The 17,323-nt window shown below is 45.4% G+C and carries 11 protein-coding genes; 6 read left to right on the forward strand and 5 right to left on the reverse strand.

Annotation, left to right across the window (positions count from 1 at the left end; all coding sequences use genetic code 11):
• Window positions 1-86: 86 nt before the first annotated feature.
• Window positions 87-2,669, reverse strand: coding sequence for an EAL domain-containing protein (locus FLM48_RS20045; protein WP_179025898.1), 2,583 nt, complete (start codon window positions 2,667-2,669; stop codon window positions 87-89).
• A gap of 337 nt (window positions 2,670-3,006) precedes the next feature.
• Between FLM48_RS20045 and FLM48_RS20050 the strand changes: the two genes are divergently transcribed.
• The 4 genes from FLM48_RS20050 (at window position 3,007) to FLM48_RS20065 (ending at window position 6,730) form a co-directional block, all read left to right on the forward strand.
• On the forward strand, window positions 3,007-3,708 hold the full coding sequence (locus tag FLM48_RS20050; protein ID WP_028773338.1) for a spondin domain-containing protein: 702 nt from the start codon (window positions 3,007-3,009) through the stop codon (window positions 3,706-3,708).
• Window positions 3,709-3,718: 10 nt separating this feature from the next.
• Entirely contained in the window at window positions 3,719-4,459 is a 741-nt protein-coding gene (locus FLM48_RS20055) for a spondin domain-containing protein (RefSeq protein ID WP_037471024.1), read from the forward strand.
• 75 nt (window positions 4,460-4,534) lie between these two features.
• Window positions 4,535-5,266, forward strand: coding sequence for a response regulator transcription factor (locus FLM48_RS20060; protein ID WP_179025899.1), 732 nt, complete (start codon window positions 4,535-4,537; stop codon window positions 5,264-5,266).
• 9 nt (window positions 5,267-5,275) lie between these two features.
• Window positions 5,276-6,730, forward strand: a complete 1,455-nt coding sequence (locus tag FLM48_RS20065) for a HAMP domain-containing sensor histidine kinase (protein WP_179025900.1) — start codon at window positions 5,276-5,278, stop codon at window positions 6,728-6,730.
• Window positions 6,731-6,783: 53 nt separating this feature from the next.
• Here FLM48_RS20065 and hemE read toward each other — a convergent pair whose 3' ends face one another.
• Window positions 6,784-7,848: a uroporphyrinogen decarboxylase gene (hemE, locus tag FLM48_RS20070; protein WP_028773334.1), complete on the reverse strand. Its 1,065-nt coding sequence runs from the start codon at window positions 7,846-7,848 to the stop codon at window positions 6,784-6,786.
• 664 nt (window positions 7,849-8,512) lie between these two features.
• On the opposite strand from hemE, the gene FLM48_RS20075 reads away from it, so the two are divergent.
• A complete protein-coding gene (locus FLM48_RS20075; RefSeq protein WP_028773333.1) occupies window positions 8,513-8,980 on the forward strand; it encodes an Rsd/AlgQ family anti-sigma factor in 468 nt (155 codons plus the stop codon).
• A 106-nt stretch (window positions 8,981-9,086) separates the two neighbouring features.
• Here FLM48_RS20075 and acnB read toward each other — a convergent pair whose 3' ends face one another.
• Window positions 9,087-11,684, reverse strand: coding sequence for a bifunctional aconitate hydratase 2/2-methylisocitrate dehydratase (acnB, locus tag FLM48_RS20080; protein ID WP_179025901.1), 2,598 nt, complete (start codon window positions 11,682-11,684; stop codon window positions 9,087-9,089).
• Between the two features lie 393 nt (window positions 11,685-12,077).
• Here acnB and hxpB point away from each other — a divergent pair, with 393 nt between their 5' ends.
• Window positions 12,078-12,752, forward strand: a complete 675-nt coding sequence (gene hxpB / locus FLM48_RS20085; protein ID WP_179025902.1) for a hexitol phosphatase HxpB — start codon at window positions 12,078-12,080, stop codon at window positions 12,750-12,752.
• A 114-nt stretch (window positions 12,753-12,866) separates the two neighbouring features.
• On the opposite strand, the gene FLM48_RS20090 is transcribed toward hxpB, so the two are convergent.
• Window positions 12,867-14,921 carry a M13 family metallopeptidase gene (locus tag FLM48_RS20090; RefSeq protein ID WP_179025903.1) on the reverse strand — a complete coding sequence of 685 codons (2,055 nt, stop codon included), beginning with the start codon at window positions 14,919-14,921 and terminating at the stop codon, window positions 12,867-12,869.
• 100 nt (window positions 14,922-15,021) lie between these two features.
• Window positions 15,022-17,238, reverse strand: a complete 2,217-nt coding sequence (locus tag FLM48_RS20095; RefSeq protein ID WP_372847268.1) for a patatin-like phospholipase family protein — start codon at window positions 17,236-17,238, stop codon at window positions 15,022-15,024.
• Between the last annotated feature and the right edge of the window lie 85 nt (window positions 17,239-17,323).

Raw genomic sequence — 17,323 nt, forward strand, 5'->3', positions numbered from 1 at the left:
CTATTAACTTTAACTCGCTAACTTCACATAGAGGCTGGCAAACTGCAAGTGTTTGCTAAGTGCTAAATCACACCTATCACAGAGAATTAGGCAATGGCTTTGGCGTTAGGGGCAATATCTTTCTGGTATAAATCTAAACTTTGCGGCCTGCCAATCGCATAACCTTGGGCATAGTTGATGCCTATATCACTCAGCTTATCGATAATTTCTTGGTTCTCGACAAACTCAGCGACAGTTTCTATCCCCATCACACAACAAACATCATGAATAGACTTTACGATCGCGTAATCTTTGGCATTGCTGGCAATCGTTTTGACAAAACATCCATCAATTTTGACATAGTCGACCGGCAATTCACGTAAGTAGCCATACGATGCGAAGCCGCTACCAAAGTCGTCGAGTGCGAATGAGAACCCTAATTTGCGCAGGCGGTTGAGCATATCCATGGCGCGATTACGATTTTGGATTGCACTGGTTTCGGTAATTTCAAAGCAGATGCAACTACTGGGGATATCAAACCGGTTAAGCTGCTCCGCAATGTACTCCACCATACCCTCAGCACCTAAACTGTTACCCGACAAGTTGATCGACAAGCAATGGTCTGCCCACAAATGTTCATTGAGTGATAACCATAAAAACGTTTTGCGAATCACTTCTTTATCGACATCTGTCATTAGCTTAAATCGCTCTGCAGCGGCAATAAACTGTGCTGGCGACAAAATGCGGCCACAGGGTTCTTGAATACGTAGCAGGATTTCCATCCGCTGCCGAGAAGGGAGTCTTGCCATACTCTTTATTGGCTGGTAATACAGTAGGAGTTCATTGTGCTCAATGGCTTGGGCAATGCGCACCGCCCACTTTGGCGCATTGCGCTGATAATTGAGCTCTTTATCTTTATCATCATAAAAGTGGATCTGATTGCAGCCTTTTTGCTTAGCTGCAATACAGGCAATGTCAGCATCTTTTAACAGTTCTTTGGCGTTGATAAAGGGTGCGCGAGCAAGTGCAACGCCGGTACTGACCCCAATACGATAGTGACAACCTTGGTGCTCTAGCACTTGTAAGATAATGGCATGGATAATCTGCTTCGCCAACTGGGCAATCGCTAACGCACTGTGATCGCGTAAAGCCAAGCCAAATTCATCGCCGCCTAAACGCGCCACAAGCGCATCATCATCGACACTGGATTGAATCGCCTTGGCGACCATTTTCAAGATTCGATCACCGGCATTGTGGCCGCATGAATCATTGATTAACTTAAATTGCTCTAAGTCAAAATAGCACAAGGCGACAGTTTGAGCGCCAACACTAAAGCCTTCTAGTTTTTCTTCAAAAGCACAGCGGTTTAACAGCAAAGTTACCGGATCATAGCTCACCCGGCGTCGTAGCTGCCGTGTAAGCAACTCTTCTTGGGTAATATCTCTGAGCACCACCACAGTACCAATAATAGCTTGTTGATGATCCCTTAAATGACTGATGCTGCGCTCCATCACTTTAGGGCCATTAGCGCGCACCTTAATCTTCTTTACCATGGGTTTAGAAGGTTGCTGGCTCATGACATTGAATACCGCTTGCTCAACATCTTTATCATCACTGATGAGCTGCGCTAAAGGCATGCCACAAGCTGTATTGTTACTGGTTGCTAATAGCTGCTCCGCTTGGCGATTTAAATAAACCACCTTGGCTTGGGTGTTAGTTAATATCACCGCTTCGGCAATGGACTCTAAGGTCGTCTTAGCGCGTTCTTTTTGCAGAAAAATTTTCTCTAGAAGGCGATTGACACTGGTGGCCATGACCACTAACTCAGCACAACCTTGGCCACGCAACTGGCTATAATGTGTGGCATTAGGATCAATCTGGTCCAACTGCAACATCAGATGTTTAAAGGGCCTGATAATGCTAACTCGCAGCCACATATAGCCCAGTACCAGCAGTAACAGGCCAAATGCAATAATCAGGTAGGTCACTAAATCGTATTTGAGCTCAACTTGTTCAAAGGCGCGCTCAGTAAAGTTAACTTGTAAGTGCAACACGTTTGACGGCAACAGCAACGGTACTGCAAGGTCGGCACTGTAATTATGCTGTTTAGCTGTAATATCATCAGCCGCAGGCCCTGGCTGCAAAGTAATATCGGTCACTAATCCTGCTAGGCCGTAATTCATCAACTGCTGCGACTCTAGCTTACGAACCATCATCACCGCGCCAATATCCGCCACAGGCACCACACTGACAATAAAATATGCGTCGTTAGTCAGATACAAACCAGATTTGGGAGAGGACAGTTCAAGTAGCGCACGGGGAATAGGATCAAGCTGGAAAAAATTCAAGTCGCTGTGGGTATCAGACAGAGGCACCAATTTGCCTTGCTCTACGATATATAAACTCAAATACTGACCCAACTGACTCTGGGTCCACGCCCCTTCGAGCAAGTAACGTTGCTCTGGTGGTAACGATGCAACCGGTGCTGCATAGATCTGGGTAAATAATTCTAGCTGTTCAATATCACGACGTAACTGCTCGTCAATATTCACCAACTCGACATTAAAGGCATTGTAACGTAGCTCTTTAACACGATGCTCAAACCATAAGCTCAACGCGGATGAGACAATCACCACTGCTGTCAGACAAAAGCAAACTACAAAAATACCTAATTTCTTGCCAATGTGCATGTTCAGTTGTGAAATCCCGAAAGTGAAAGTGATGCAGCGCTCTAAAATTGAGGTACCGCAAGCAAAATACAGCAAATAGTTAAGGGTTAAAACAGTTACCGTACTACTCGTTGCATAAATAGGCAGTAGGGTATGTTATTTGCCACTTTCTGCTTTGATATAGCGCATTACTTGTCACGATAGTCTGGTTAACTTAGCGATTTCTGGCGCTATTTCGCATAAATATCAACCACAAGGCAAATGTGAAACTTTTGTTATAAATAGGACACAAATCGGTGAGATTGCTAGCGCACACTTAATCCTGTTACCGAATAAAACTTCAAACAGGAGCTCTACAATGAACCTTAAGCCTTTATATAGCGCAGTCGCCCTAAGCACGTTATTCGCCGCTTCCGCGAGTGCCGCAGAATTAGAAATTAGCTTAGTGAACTTAACCCATGGTAATCACTTCACTCCGGTACTAGTGGCTGCACATGACACTGACACTCAACTATTTAATGCTGGCGACATGGCAAGCCCTGCGCTACAGAAAATGGCCGAAGGTGGTGATATTGCAGACTTAGATATGGCAGTTGCCGATGCTGGCGGCGTGTCGATTGCCAACCTTGCAGGCGGGCTCATGGCACCGGGGCAGAAAACCACCATGATGGAATTTGATACTCAAACTATGACTCATCTTTCTGTCGTCGCTATGGTGCTACCAACCAATGACGCCTTCATTGGTCTCAATAGCTGGATGATTCCAACCACGCCTGGCACATATACCGTCAATATTAATGCGTATGATGCAGGCACAGAAGCCAATGATGAAATCATTAACGGAGGCGGGATGCCTGGCGTTCCGGGGATTCCTGCAGCTCCTGGTGGCGACGGTGGTAGCAATGCAACCGGTGTAATGGATGCCAGCGGCAATGACAAAGTACACGTCCACCCAGGCGTACTCGGTGATACTGACGCGGCAGGTGGCATGAGCGATCTAGACAGTCGTATTCACCGCTGGTTAAACCCTGTTGCACGTCTAACAGTGACCGTGAAGTAGGAGAATCACTATGATGATTTCAAACCTCAATAGAGGCCCGTTAAAATTACTCTTATGTGCCGGCATACTGGCCGCAGTCTCTGGATGTTCAGACAACGATAATCCTGCGCCTACTCCAGATCCAGCACCTGCGCCGACGCCAGCCCCTGTAGTTGAACATACTTATGCGGTTACTGTTACTAACCTAACCGCCAACCAGCCATTGTCACCAGTAGCCGTGCTAGCAACTGGCAGTGACTACTTCGCGTGGCAAACCGGTGAGATGGCCAGCCTTGCCTTGGAAACCCTAGCGGAATCGGGTGACAGCTCAGCCTATGCTGATATGGAAGCAGTCACTATGTTAGCCACAGGCACCGGCGTTATCATGCCCGGCATGAGTGAAACCATTAACATTACGCTAGCTGAAGCTGATGTCGACTCACTATCGGTATTAAGTATGTTGGTTAACACTAATGATGCGTTTACCGGACTGAATCGGTACTCAATCGCTGGGTTAGCGCTAGATGAATCGGTGAGCATGACGGCGAATGCTTACGATGCAGGTACCGAAGCGAACAGTGAATTTAAAGGCACTATTCCTGGGCCAGCTGACAGCGGTGAAGGCTTTAATGCCGAGCGTGATGATGTCGATTATGTCTATATTCATCCAGGGGTGATCAGTGCTGATGATGGCTTAGCCGACTCGGTATTGGATGCTTCCCATCGCTTTGATAACCCAGTTGTCAGTATCAGTATTAGTCGCACTGAATAGAAAAATACCGCTGATGCGAAATAAAAACGTCCTAAGGTTGGTCTACTTCAACGTGATCAACTTTAGGAGTTCGATATGCAAACAGGAAATGTGGCATCGGCTACGCAATCTACTCAGAAAATCTTACTGGTAGAAGATGAGTTGGATCTGGCTAACCTCATACAATTGAACCTGACCTCACTCAATTACCAGGTTAGCCATGCAACCACGTTGAGCCAAGCCAATCAGATGTTGGCTGAGCAGCAATTTGATTTACTGCTGCTAGACAGAATGTTACCCGATGGCGATGGCTTGACCCTGTGCCAGCAACTCTACCAACAGCATTTGTTACCGCCTTGTATGGTCATTACAGCAAGAGACACAGAGGCAGACATCGTGCTTGGGCTTGAGTCTGGTGCCGATGACTACTTAGTCAAACCCTTTAGTGTGCTTGAGCTTAGAGCCCGGGTTAAAGCCAGGTTACGACGCCAAGTGGCACCGCAAGCCGACCGACACCAAGAGCAACTGACTTTTGAAAAGCTCACCATTGACTGTATCACCCGTGAAGTACTGGCTGACAATACTGCATTAGAGCTAACGGCGAGAGAATTTGATCTACTGCTGTTCTTAGCACGCCATCCCAAACAAGTTTTCAGCCGTATGCAACTACTTGAAGCCGTTTGGGGCTATTCATACTCAGGCTACGAGCACACGGTCAACAGTCATATCAATCGATTGCGCTCAAAGCTGTCGCAAGATCCCTGGACTAAAGAGTTGGTAAAAACGGTTTGGGGCGTAGGCTACAAATTCTCTCCACCCACACATTGAGAGTGAACAATGAATAGTTTATTTGGACGGATACTTATCTCGGCAACTTTAGCGGTGTTCGTGTTGTGTATGGCACTGTGGCAATGGTTTAGCCATAGCCAAACCCATAACGCCCAACTTGTGCAGCAATCCTTACATAATGAGCTTGCTGCACACATGGCCGATATCAACCCCTTGCTTAGCCAAGGAGTCACATCAAGTGCTGCACTAAAAGAAGCATTTCACGACTTTATGCTACTAGGGCCAAGCTTTGAGATTTACACCTTAGATTTAGCTGGCAATGTGATTGCCTACGATGCCAAACAAGAAAAAATCAAACGACCACAAGTCGATACCTTACCGCTAAACCAGTTCCTTAGCGGAGCCAGTTTACCGATTTTAGGCCAAGATCCACGCTCAAATAACAAAGATAAGATCTTTTCAGTCACTGAATTGCAAACACCCAGTGGCGAGAAAACCGGCTACCTGTACGTCATCATTGGTGGCGAGCTATTCGATAATTGGCAAAGCCTGACAAACGAGCAACAACAATTAACCCACTGGGCCTCCGGGGCGCTAGTGAGCTTTATCTTTGCCATCTTACTTTTTGTGCTATTGGTACGCCACTTCACCAAGCCAATAGCTAAGCTAGAACATAGTTTGCGCAGTTTGAATAAAGATGGCGAGCAAGCACTGGCATTACCATTAAATAAACGCGCACCACGGGAAATTACCCAGCTAACAGAAGATATCAATCACCTGCTTAGTCGCATTCATCGCCAGCACCGCGATCTTGTTAACCAGCAACAAGCCCGCCAAGAGTTTATGCTGCACTTGTCCCATGACTTGAAAACCCCCCTAACCTCGCTACAGGGCTATATTGATACTTGGTTGTTGTTGCCTGCGGATAAACAAAACCGCGAACTGATAGAGGTCGCTGCTCGCGCTGGTGAACAACTGCAACAGTTATTAAGCCAGATCCTACAATTGACGGCACTAGAAAATGGCCAGATTAATGTACATAAGCAAGCGGTCAATCTGCAGCAATTACTCCACGACTTACAGCAGCAATTTGCTCCCCGAGCCCAATCGCAAAAAGTCGAACTCAACTTCCACGCCGAGCCTGATCTGGTGATCCATAGCGACCCGCAATTATTAACCCGGGTGCTAAATAATTTGGTCGATAACGCGATTCGTTATACCCCAAAGGGCGGTTACATCAATATCAACTTACAACAGCATGATAACCAACTGTGGTTGGAGGTCACCGATAATGGCTCTGGCATGCATAAGCACGAACTTAGCGCCCTAAAACAGCTATCTAGCAACCAAGCCCGACTAGAAAATCAGCACAGCTTGCCACAGCTTGGGGTTGGGTTGGCGATAGTTCGGCAACTTGTCGCACTGTTAGAATATGATATCGAGATTGAGAGTACCCCAGGAGTGGGCAGCACCTTCAAGCTGGCAGTAGAGCCTCTGAGCTGAAAAATGGCCACAAAAAAGCCCGCAATAGCGGGCTTTTTTAGCTAAGTTAAGTATTACTTATGATACTTAGGCGATAACTCGTGCACAGAGTTAATGAATGCACCGGCATGCTCTGGATTAACATGCTGATGGATACCATGACCTAAGTTAAATACATGGCCTGTACCTTCACCGTAAGATGATAGGATTTGATCCACTTCTTGATGAATACGCTCAGGCGTACCATAAAGGACTGAAGGATCCATATTACCTTGAAGGGCAACTTTCTCGCCCACACGACGACGTGCATCACCAATGTCTACTGTCCAGTCTAGACCCAATGCATCACAACCTGTTTCAGCCATCGCTTCTAGCCATAGACCGCCACCTTTGGTGAATAAGGTAACAGGCACTTGGCGACCGTCAGCATGACGAGTTAAGCCATCAACAATTTTTTGCATGTAACGCAATGAGAATTCACGGTATGCGTGGTGAGATAATGCACCACCCCATGAATCAAAGATCATGAGAGACTGCGCACCATTAGCAACTTGTGCATTAAGGTATGATGTCACTGAATCAGCAAGCTTATCTAGCAGCATGTGCAATGTTGCTGGCTCTTCGTAAGCCATCTTTTTGATCTTTTCAAAAGTCTTGCTTGAACCACCTTCAACCATATAGGTTGCGAGTGTCCACGGCGAACCAGAGAAACCAATCAGTGGCACGTCACCTTTAAGCTCACGGCGAATGGTGCTTACAGCATCCATGACATATTTTAGTTCGATTTCTGGATCGGGTACGCATAGCTTTTTGATCGAATCGATAGTGTCAGTTGGACGCTCAAAACGTGGACCTTCACCGGTTTCGAAGTAAAGACCTAGGCCCATCGCATCAGGAATAGTCAGAATATCTGAGAATAGGATAGCCGCATCAAGATCATAGCGACGTAGAGGTTGCAAGGTCACTTCACAAGCTAGCTCTTTGTTTTTACATAGAGACATAAAGTCGCCAGCTTCAGCACGCGTCGCTTTATATTCTGGAAGATAACGGCCGGCTTGGCGCATCATCCAAATAGGAGTTCTATCGACAGGCTGTTTTAATAACGCACGTAAATAACGATCATTCTTTAATTCTGCCATTTGGCTTTATTCCTAACTTGTTGTGATATCCGCATGGGTCGGTAGTTTAGCATTTGCGAGAATAAAGTAACCAGTGTCTATACATTTATGTGACAAAAGCCGCTGCATATTTGTTTGAAGTCGATATAAGACACGTTTTTTACAAAACAGTGAGATTTATTGGCAAATAGCACTAATAATTTTGTGGGTATTTGTGCGCAGATTGAAAGAAAAAAGTTGCACGGCTATGCAGCCTTTGGTATAAAAAGTCTGCGCTAGCAAGAACAATCAAGAAGCTCGTCGCATCGAGCCCGTAAAAACTTTCCTCGCCCAGCGATAGATTTCTATCGCTGGGCATTTTATTTTTAAGCCTTTAAAACAGTCAATTACTTAACAAAACTCATCCAAATCAACCACCAAAATAGCCCTTGTGTTAGCAGATATAGATGGCGTATCTCGCAGTTGAACATCAGCTTTCATTGCTGGTGTATCTTAAATTGACCCATCAACTAACTGACAGAAATATCTTTGTATACTGCAAACTGCAGATAACACGCCGCTGTAGCTTATGATAACGGCAGCACTACGACTAAAATATCAGCGAATATTGGTCGAAAGTGGTTGATCAAACCAGTCATTCTCACCTACATTAGATCTTAAGGACGAATACTTAATGGGGAAAGTCATGCTCAGACAGTTAGAAAAAGTCGAACAGAAATGGGGCGGCGCTAACACGCTGATCGATCAGTGGCTCAACCATCGTCGTAAACTGCTGATTAAATACTGTCAAATCGCAGGCATTCCACCCTATGAGTCTACCGAAAACTCCTTACCAGCAGTCACCACAGTAAAAGCGTTTTGTGACGTGTTAATGGATTACGTTTCCGAAGGTCACTTTGAAGTCTATGATCGCGTCGTTACCGCTTGCGAAAAAAATGGTGAGTCGAGTCAATCTTTGGCACAAAACTTAGTACCAAAAATCAGCGAAACCACAGATATGGCACTGGATTTCAACGATAAATATACTGCAGCTGAAGACGATAAAATTCTCTATCAACTGGATAAAGACCTATCTTCATTAGGTCATGCAATGGAAACCCGTTTTGAGTTAGAAGACAAACTGCTAGAAGTACTGCACGCTAACCATTCATAGCGCATTATTTGCTGTTCATTGCCGTTCAACAGCGAAGTTATTCCACCGATTAATATCAATAAAAAAGGCCAGCTAATTAGCTGGCCTTTTTAGATCGGATGTTAACTTAAACCGCTGATTGGAAAATCACATTATCCGCTTTATCGGTATAAGACTTAATCTCATCAAAGTTCAAGTAACGGTAAGTGTCAGCTGCCGTAGCATCTAACTCTTTAGCGTATGTTTGATACTCATCAGGTGAAGGCAAACGGCCCAATAGTGCAGCAACTGCGGCAAGCTCAGCAGATGCCAAGTAGACATTGGCGCCAGTACCCAGACGGTTCGGGAAGTTACGTGTTGATGTCGACACCACGGTTGAGTTTTCTGCAACACGGGCTTGGTTACCCATACACAGTGAACAACCAGGGATTTCAATACGCGCACCAACTCGTCCAAAGATAGCGTAGTAGCCTTCTTCAGTAAGCTGGTCTTTATCCATCTTAGTGGGTGGTGCAATCCATAGACGGGTTGGCAATGTCTTAGCAAACTTATCTAGCATCTTACCTGTGGCACGGAAGTGACCGATGTTAGTCATACAAGAACCAACGAACACTTCGTCAATCTTAGTGTCAACAACTGAAGATAGCAGTACCGCATCATCTGGATCGTTTGGTGCACAAAGAATGGGTTCTTTGATATCGTTCAAATCGATTTCGATAACTTCTGCGTACTCTGCATCGCTATCAGCTTCCATTAGCTCTGGATTAGCAATCCACTCTTGCATCGATTGAATACGACGCTCGATTGTACGACGGTCACCATAGCCTTCGCTGATCATCCACTTCAACATCACAATGTTAGAGTTCAAGTATTCGATGATAGGTGCTTTATCTAGCTTAATAGTACAACCTGCGGCGCTACGCTCTGCTGATGCATCAGATAGCTCAAATGCTTGTTCTACTTTCAGGTGCTCTAGACCTTCAATTTCTAGGACACGACCAGAGAAGGCATTGATTTTGCCTTTCTTCTCAACGGTCAGTAGACCCATTTCAATCGCTTTATGTGGAATAGCATGTACAAGGTCACGTAACGTGATACCTGGCTGCATTTCGCCTTTAAAGCGGACCAAAATTGATTCAGGCATATCTAATGGCATAACACCGGTCGCAGCAGCAAACGCGACTAGACCAGAGCCTGCTGGGAAAGAGATACCAATTGGGAAACGCGTATGAGAATCACCACCAGTACCCACAGTATCAGGCAGTAGCATACGGTTTAACCAAGAGTGAATAACACCATCACCTGGGCGTAGCGAAACACCACCACGGTTCATGATGAAATCAGGCAGTGTTTGATGCGTATTAACATCAACAGGCTTTGGATAAGCTGCAGTGTGACAGAATGACTGCATGGTCAAATCAGCACTGAAACCAAGACAAGCGAGATCTTTTAGCTCATCACGGGTCATCGGGCCTGTGGTATCTTGCGAACCAACCGAAGTCATCTTAGGCTCACAGTATTGGCCAGGACGGATACCCGTAACGCCGCATGCTTTACCTACCATTTTCTGTGCAAGGGTATAACCTTTACCTGTGTCTGCAACGTCACCTGGACGCACAAATACATCAGAAACATCTAGGCCTAAAGTTTCACGAGCACGGTCAGTTAGACCACGACCGATGATAAGTGGAATACGGCCACCAGCACGGACTTCATCAAGCAGGACTTCCGTTTTCAGTGAAAACTCAGAAATCACTTCGCCAGTGCTGTTTGACTTAACCACACCTTCGTATGGGTAGATATCAATCACATCACCCATGTTCATTTTGCTTACATCTAGCTCAATCGGCAGTGCGCCCGCATCTTCCATAGTATTGAAGAAGATAGGTGCAATCTTACCACCTAGGCAGAAACCACCTGCACGCTTGTTAGGTACATTAGGGATATCATCACCCATGAACCACAGTACAGAGTTAGTCGCTGATTTACGTGAAGAACCCGTACCGACAACATCACCAACATAAACCAGTGGGTGACCTTTGCCCTTTAATGCTTCGATTTCTTTGATTGGACCAACTACGCCCGCTTCGTCAGGCACAATACCGTCACGAGCATTCTTTAGCATGGCTAATGCGTGCAGTGGGATATCTGGGCGTGACCATGCATCAGGTGCAGGAGAGAGATCATCGGTATTAGTTTCACCGGTGACTTTGAACACAGTCAAAGTGATTTTTTCAGCAAGTTTTGGACGGTTTAGGAACCAGTCTGCATTGGCCCATGACTCAACAACCTGCTTAGCAGCGGCATTGCCAGCCTGCATCTTCTCTACCACGTCGTGGTAAGCGTCAAACATCAATAGCGTGTTTGATAGCGCCTTAACAGCTAATGGGGCTTTAGCGTTGTCATCTAACTGGGCAATAAGTGGCTCAATGTTATAACCACCTTGCATAGTACCAAGCAGCTCAACAGCGCGCTCAGCAGAAAGAATTGGAGAAGTGACATCACCTTTAGCTACCGCGTCGAGAAAACCTGCTTTCACGTAAGCGGCTTCATCAACACCCGGTGGAATGCGGTTTTCAAGCAGATCGATAATGACCGCTTCTTCACCCGCTGGTGGATTTTTAACTAATTCAACTAGCTCGGCCACTTGATGGGCATCGAGTGGTTTAGGGACTACGCCCTCTGCAGCACGTTCTTCGACGTGTTTACGATATGCTTCTAGCACGGCAACATTCCTCTTTGTTTGGCGTTCTAACAGCGAAACTGCACGTCTTCACATTTGAAGCTGACAGTCCGGCAGGCTCTACCCTTTTTACTGGCTGGCATTATACACCAGCTTTGAAAAAGTATGAATCAGATCACACTCTTGCTGAGTAAAATATCCTCATGGCTCACATGGGGTACCGTCCTAGCCTACTCCCCTAATGAAAAAAAGCTATTAGACATTCAGCGAAAACAGCATAAATTATTGATTAAATTTAATTTATCATAATAGTCGCGTTGAATTTTTATCATTAAAATCGCTGAAATACTCTATAATTAGCTAGTAAAATAAACAATAAATGATACAAATAGCGACTACTATTCACCGTAGTTATAACGAAGATAGGAAATGACTATGACTTCAAACAAGATCAAAGCCGTTATTTTTGACATGGATGGGGTATTGATCGATTCTGAGCCCAGCTGGCAGCAAGCCGAGTTTGAAACAATGCAAGCATTGGGTTTGCCCATTACTTACCAAGATACTTTGCAAACCACAGGCTTAAGAATCGATCAGGTCGTTCACTATTGGTATCAGCGATATCCATGGGCTAATTATGACAATGCGACCACAGCTAAAGCGATTGTTGATAGTGTTGTCGCAGACATTAATCTTCGCGGCCAAGCAATGGAAGGTGTTGTTGACGCCCTCAATTATTGTCGTGAACAGGGCTATAAGATCGGTCTAGCCACCTCATCTTCCTCTGCAATAATCAGTGCTGTTTTAAACAAACTATCGATTGCTAAGTATTTTGACGCATTGCAATCTGCTGAAAGCTTAGCATTCGGCAAACCCCACCCAGAAGTTTATATCCTCTGCGCCCAACAGCTAGATACCCCCTTTCATCAATGCATCGCGATTGAGGACTCATTCAATGGCCTGATAGCTGCGAAAGCCGCCAATATGCAGACCTGTATCATTCCAGCCGCAGAGCAAGCCAGCCTAAGCCGTTGGCAAATTGCTGACAGTCAGCTAAACAACTTAGGCCAGCTTATCCCCTTATTGCAGCAAAATACCAAACCGTCTTAGGCAGTAACCGCTAGGCGGCACTGCATTTACTGCGACCAATATTTGTGTGGTGAATATAAAAAGCCCACTCATATGAGTGGGCTTGTCACTGTTATTGACCATAACCGATTGCAGTTACCAAATCTTAACCCGCTGCTCTGGTGCTAAGTACATTTTATCACCCTGCTGTACACCAAATGCCTCGTAAAATGCGGGGATATTTCTCGGTGTTCCCATCGCTCGGAAATGACTGGGAGAGTGCGAGTCAGTAAGCAATCGGCGACCCAGCTCTTCATCTCGATAATTGCGGCGCCACACCTGTGACCATCCAATAAATACTCGCTGTTCACCGGTAAAGCCATCAATAACTGGCGCAGGTTGACCATTTAAGCTCAATTTATAGGAGCGAGCAGCTACAGTCAGCCCACCTAAGTCACCAATGTTTTCGCCAAGGGTTAAATCGCCATTGACGAACTTACCAGGCAAGGCTTCATACTTGGCATATTGCGCCGACAGTTGTGCACCACGTTTTTGGAACTCTTGACGATCTTTATCTGACCACCAGTTACGTAAGTTGCCATCGCCATCATACTTAGCACCTTGATCATCAAAACCATGACTGATCTCATGCCCAATCACGGCACCAATACCACCGTAGTTAATGGCATCATCGGCGTCCATATTAAAAAATGGCGGTTGTAAAATCGCAGCAGGGAATACAATTTCATTCATGACCGGGTTGTAGTACGCATTCACGGTTTGCGGCGTCATATACCATTCAGTGCGATCAATGGGTTTGCCTAATTTATCAAGCATCGATTGATACTCAAATAACGCATAACGCTGGTAGTTACCCACTAGGTCGTCAGCTTTAATCTGCAGATTAGTATAATCTTTCCATTTATCTGGGTAGCCAATCTTATAGGTAAACTTAGATAGCTTTTCCTGGGCGGCAATCTTGGTCTCAGGCGTCATCCATTCCAGTTCATTGATGCTGACTTCAAAACCTTTAATCAAATTCTGAATCAGCTGCTCCATGCGTGCTTTGGCTTCTGGTTTGAAATGTTGCTTCACATACTCTTTACCCACCAGCTCGCCAATAACCTGATCGGCAGCATCGACCGCTTTTTTCCAACGCGGTTTTTGCTCTTCAATCCCCATTAGGGTTTTACTGTGAAAGGCAAAATGTAAATCAACCATCTCTTTGTTCAACAGCTCGGCATAGCTATCAACAAGATGAAACGCTAAATAATCCTGCCACTGTGCCACTGAATAGTCGGTAAACTTCTCACCAAACTTGGCTAAGTATGAGGGCTGACGCACAATCACATCTTCAACTTTTTCAACGTCGGCGCCGACAGCAAATTGCACAAAATCAAAATTAACCACCATCTCTTGCAACGCTTGCTTGGTCATTTTGTTATAGCTTTTGTTGGCATCACGTGACTCAACACGGCTCCACTGGCTTTGGGCAATAAAAGTTTCTATTTGCTCGACACTATTTGCTGCTCGCTGTGGATCGGCATAATCGGTTTTAGCCAGTAGCTGGGTGACATAGTTTTTTAGCGCCGCCCGATTAGCAACGAACTTTTCATCATCTTTAAGGTAATAATCGCGGTCGGGTAAAGTGAGGCCTGACTGATATATATACACCGCGTATTCACTGGAGTTTTTAGCATCATTATTAACATAAAACCCAAATGGCATACTGGTCCCGCTAATCAGCATACTGCCCATTAGCGTAGCAATATCGTTATGATCTTTCGCCAATGCGATTTCACTCAATGCGTCATTAAGCGGGGTAACACCAAGCTTTTCAACTAGCGCTTCATCCATATAACTGGCATAGAAGTCACCCACTTTCTGCTCGCTTGACCCTGGCGCTTTGTTCGGTGTGGCTGCCGCTGCTTCGATAATAGTCTTTAGCGCATTTTGACTTTGTTCATACAGAACAGAAAAAGCACCGTAATTTGATTTGTCTGCCGGTATAGGAGTATTTGCTAGCCAATGGCCATTAACACTGTAGTAAAAGTCATCTTGATGACGTACCTCGGTATCGAAATTTTGTTGTTCAACACCTGAGACTTTTACCGATGTGGATGCAACGGTCTCATTCTGCTCGTTACTGCTACAGGCCAGTAGCCCTAAACTTAATGCTACCCCAATCGCTAACTTACTTGCTCGATTCATTGTCACTCCCCAATCTCCTTGTGATGGACTAGTCCCATTTAGCAAGCTTGCAAACCACATTCAGCATTACGATAAATAGGCCAATTTGTACAATAAGTTATTACCAGTTTTTACCTACAAACAAAAAGATAGTGTACTCACCATCATCCGTCCAACCATAGCCTAAAGCAACCGGCCCCGCGCTGGTGTCTGTGCCTAAATAAAGACTCCCACCAAATATCAAATCATCAATATCGACACTGTCGCGATAATCCCAAATATTACCCGCCTCTAAGCTGGTACCAAGATACAGCGGATAATCTGTCATCCCTAAGGCATCACGGCCTAAATCATATTGATATACCACAGCGCCAAATACCTTGTGCGGGCCCACTAGTGCATCTTTTCGGTACCCAGATAGATTTAAGAAGCCACCTAATTCAGAGACATGTACTGAGGCGCCGCTGTCCTTATCCACCGTGGCAAATGATGCCTTACCGACAATGGCATGGTTGCCTAGGTTCAATGCGCCCCGCCAATCGGCTTCAATTTGCAATGAATCTGTTGACGGCTCAATCAAACCAAGTTGTGGCGAGTTTTCATGGCGATAATAGATGTTAAGGCTAAAGCGGTTACCGCTAGTTGGAAAACTAATGCTGTCTAAATTATCGAAACCAAATTTGAGGTAGCCACCGACAGAGTCATAATCAGGAGACTCAACAAACAGCTCATTTTCAAGCTTGCCTTGCTCGCCAGTGATCCCCAACTCAATGATGCCCTCTTTAATAAAGTTATAGCCTAGGCCTAAATCGCCACGGAAATTTGTTTGCTCGAGGAATAGCACCCGGCTGTTATCATCGTAAATATTCCAATCTTTTTTCTCATAGCTCAGTTGAATTCGGGAATAAAAGCGCTGTTCGATGTCTAAAGGTTGATAAAATTCCGACGACAAAAACTTTTCATAACCTAAGCGCAATTCATTACGCCACTCACCACCAAGCTGAGTGAGGTTGGTCATAGTGTAGGCTACATCTAATGAAACGTAGGAGTCTAAGCTAAAGTCATCTTCCCAGCTAAAGCCCAATTGGAAATAGTTAGGTCCCCACGATTTTGCTTTGGTTTCCACAGTGAGAACTCGCCCTTCGGCAGTGTCGATAAATTCCGCATTCACTCGTTCAAACTTGTCGAGTGAATACAGCTCAGCAAGCGCAGCCTCTAACTGGGCACTATTAACCACATCACCCTCGACAATACCCAGAGTTTCCCGCAATAGCGTTTCGCTAACATTGGCATCGTTATTAAACTTAATAGCCACAATAGGACTATTGATCTCATCGACCCATTGTTCACTGGCTTTGTTACGGTGGGCAATATAGCTATCATAAGAAGGCTGACTTGCAGAGAGTGCCTTGAGCTTATCTATTTGTGCTAAGGCGGCTGCTTTACCTTCGGCGTAGGCTGCCGGCATGACGGAAAAGTCGGTGGTGCTCATTGCGCCCACATCTGGGCGAATAAGTATATCGGCATCAGTTAGTAGCGCTTTTTGTCTCACCGTGCTGGCGTTAGTCAACATGGTGGATAACTGATTGAGTACCGCTATCGTACTGCCTAACTCATCGCGCTTAACCAATGAAGAGCCAATGTCCACCGCAATAACAATATCGGCGCCCATATTCTTCACCACATCAACAGGCATGTTATTGGCAATGCCGCCATCCACCACAATTTTGCCTTCGTATTCCGCAGCCTGCAATGCACCAGGCACCGAGGCTGATGCCTGCATCGCTTTAACAATGCTGCCTTTATTCATCACCACAGGTAAGCTTGTTTCTAAATCCGTTGCCACGGCACGATAGGGAATGGCTAGCTCATCAAAATGGCCAAACTGTTTGACTAAGTCGGTGGATCTTTGCAGCAAGGTCGACATCGTTTGCCCACGTAATAAACCATTGGGCATCTTCACTTCACCATCGCCGTAGCCCATATTAATTGGAATATTAAAACGGTCGCGGTGTTGCTTTTCTCGGTAGCTTAGCGCCTGTCTTGGAATGGTATCTGAGTAACCATCATTCCAATTCTCACCCAGCATAATCTCTTCGATCTCTTTGGCGCTATAGCCTAACGCGTACATGCCGCCGACATAGGCACCGATACTCGTACCAGCAATGTAATCAACCGGAATTCGATGCTCTTCCAACACTTTCAGTACAGCGACATGGGCCGAGCCTTTCGCCCCACCACCGCTGAGCGCTAGGCCAATTTTTGGCCTCACTTCATCAGCCATAACGGGTGTTAGACACAGAAAACTAGTGAGAAAAGCACAAATGATACGCTGCATAAGGAATCTTTTAATCATTGTTATACAAAACTCCAACATTCTAGCAAATATCTATTGCTACCGTTAGTTTTGCAGAATAAATACA

The sequence above is a fragment of the Shewanella sp. Scap07 genome (assembly GCF_013394145.1).
GTDB classification, from domain to species: Bacteria; Pseudomonadota; Gammaproteobacteria; order Enterobacterales; family Shewanellaceae; genus Shewanella; species Shewanella waksmanii.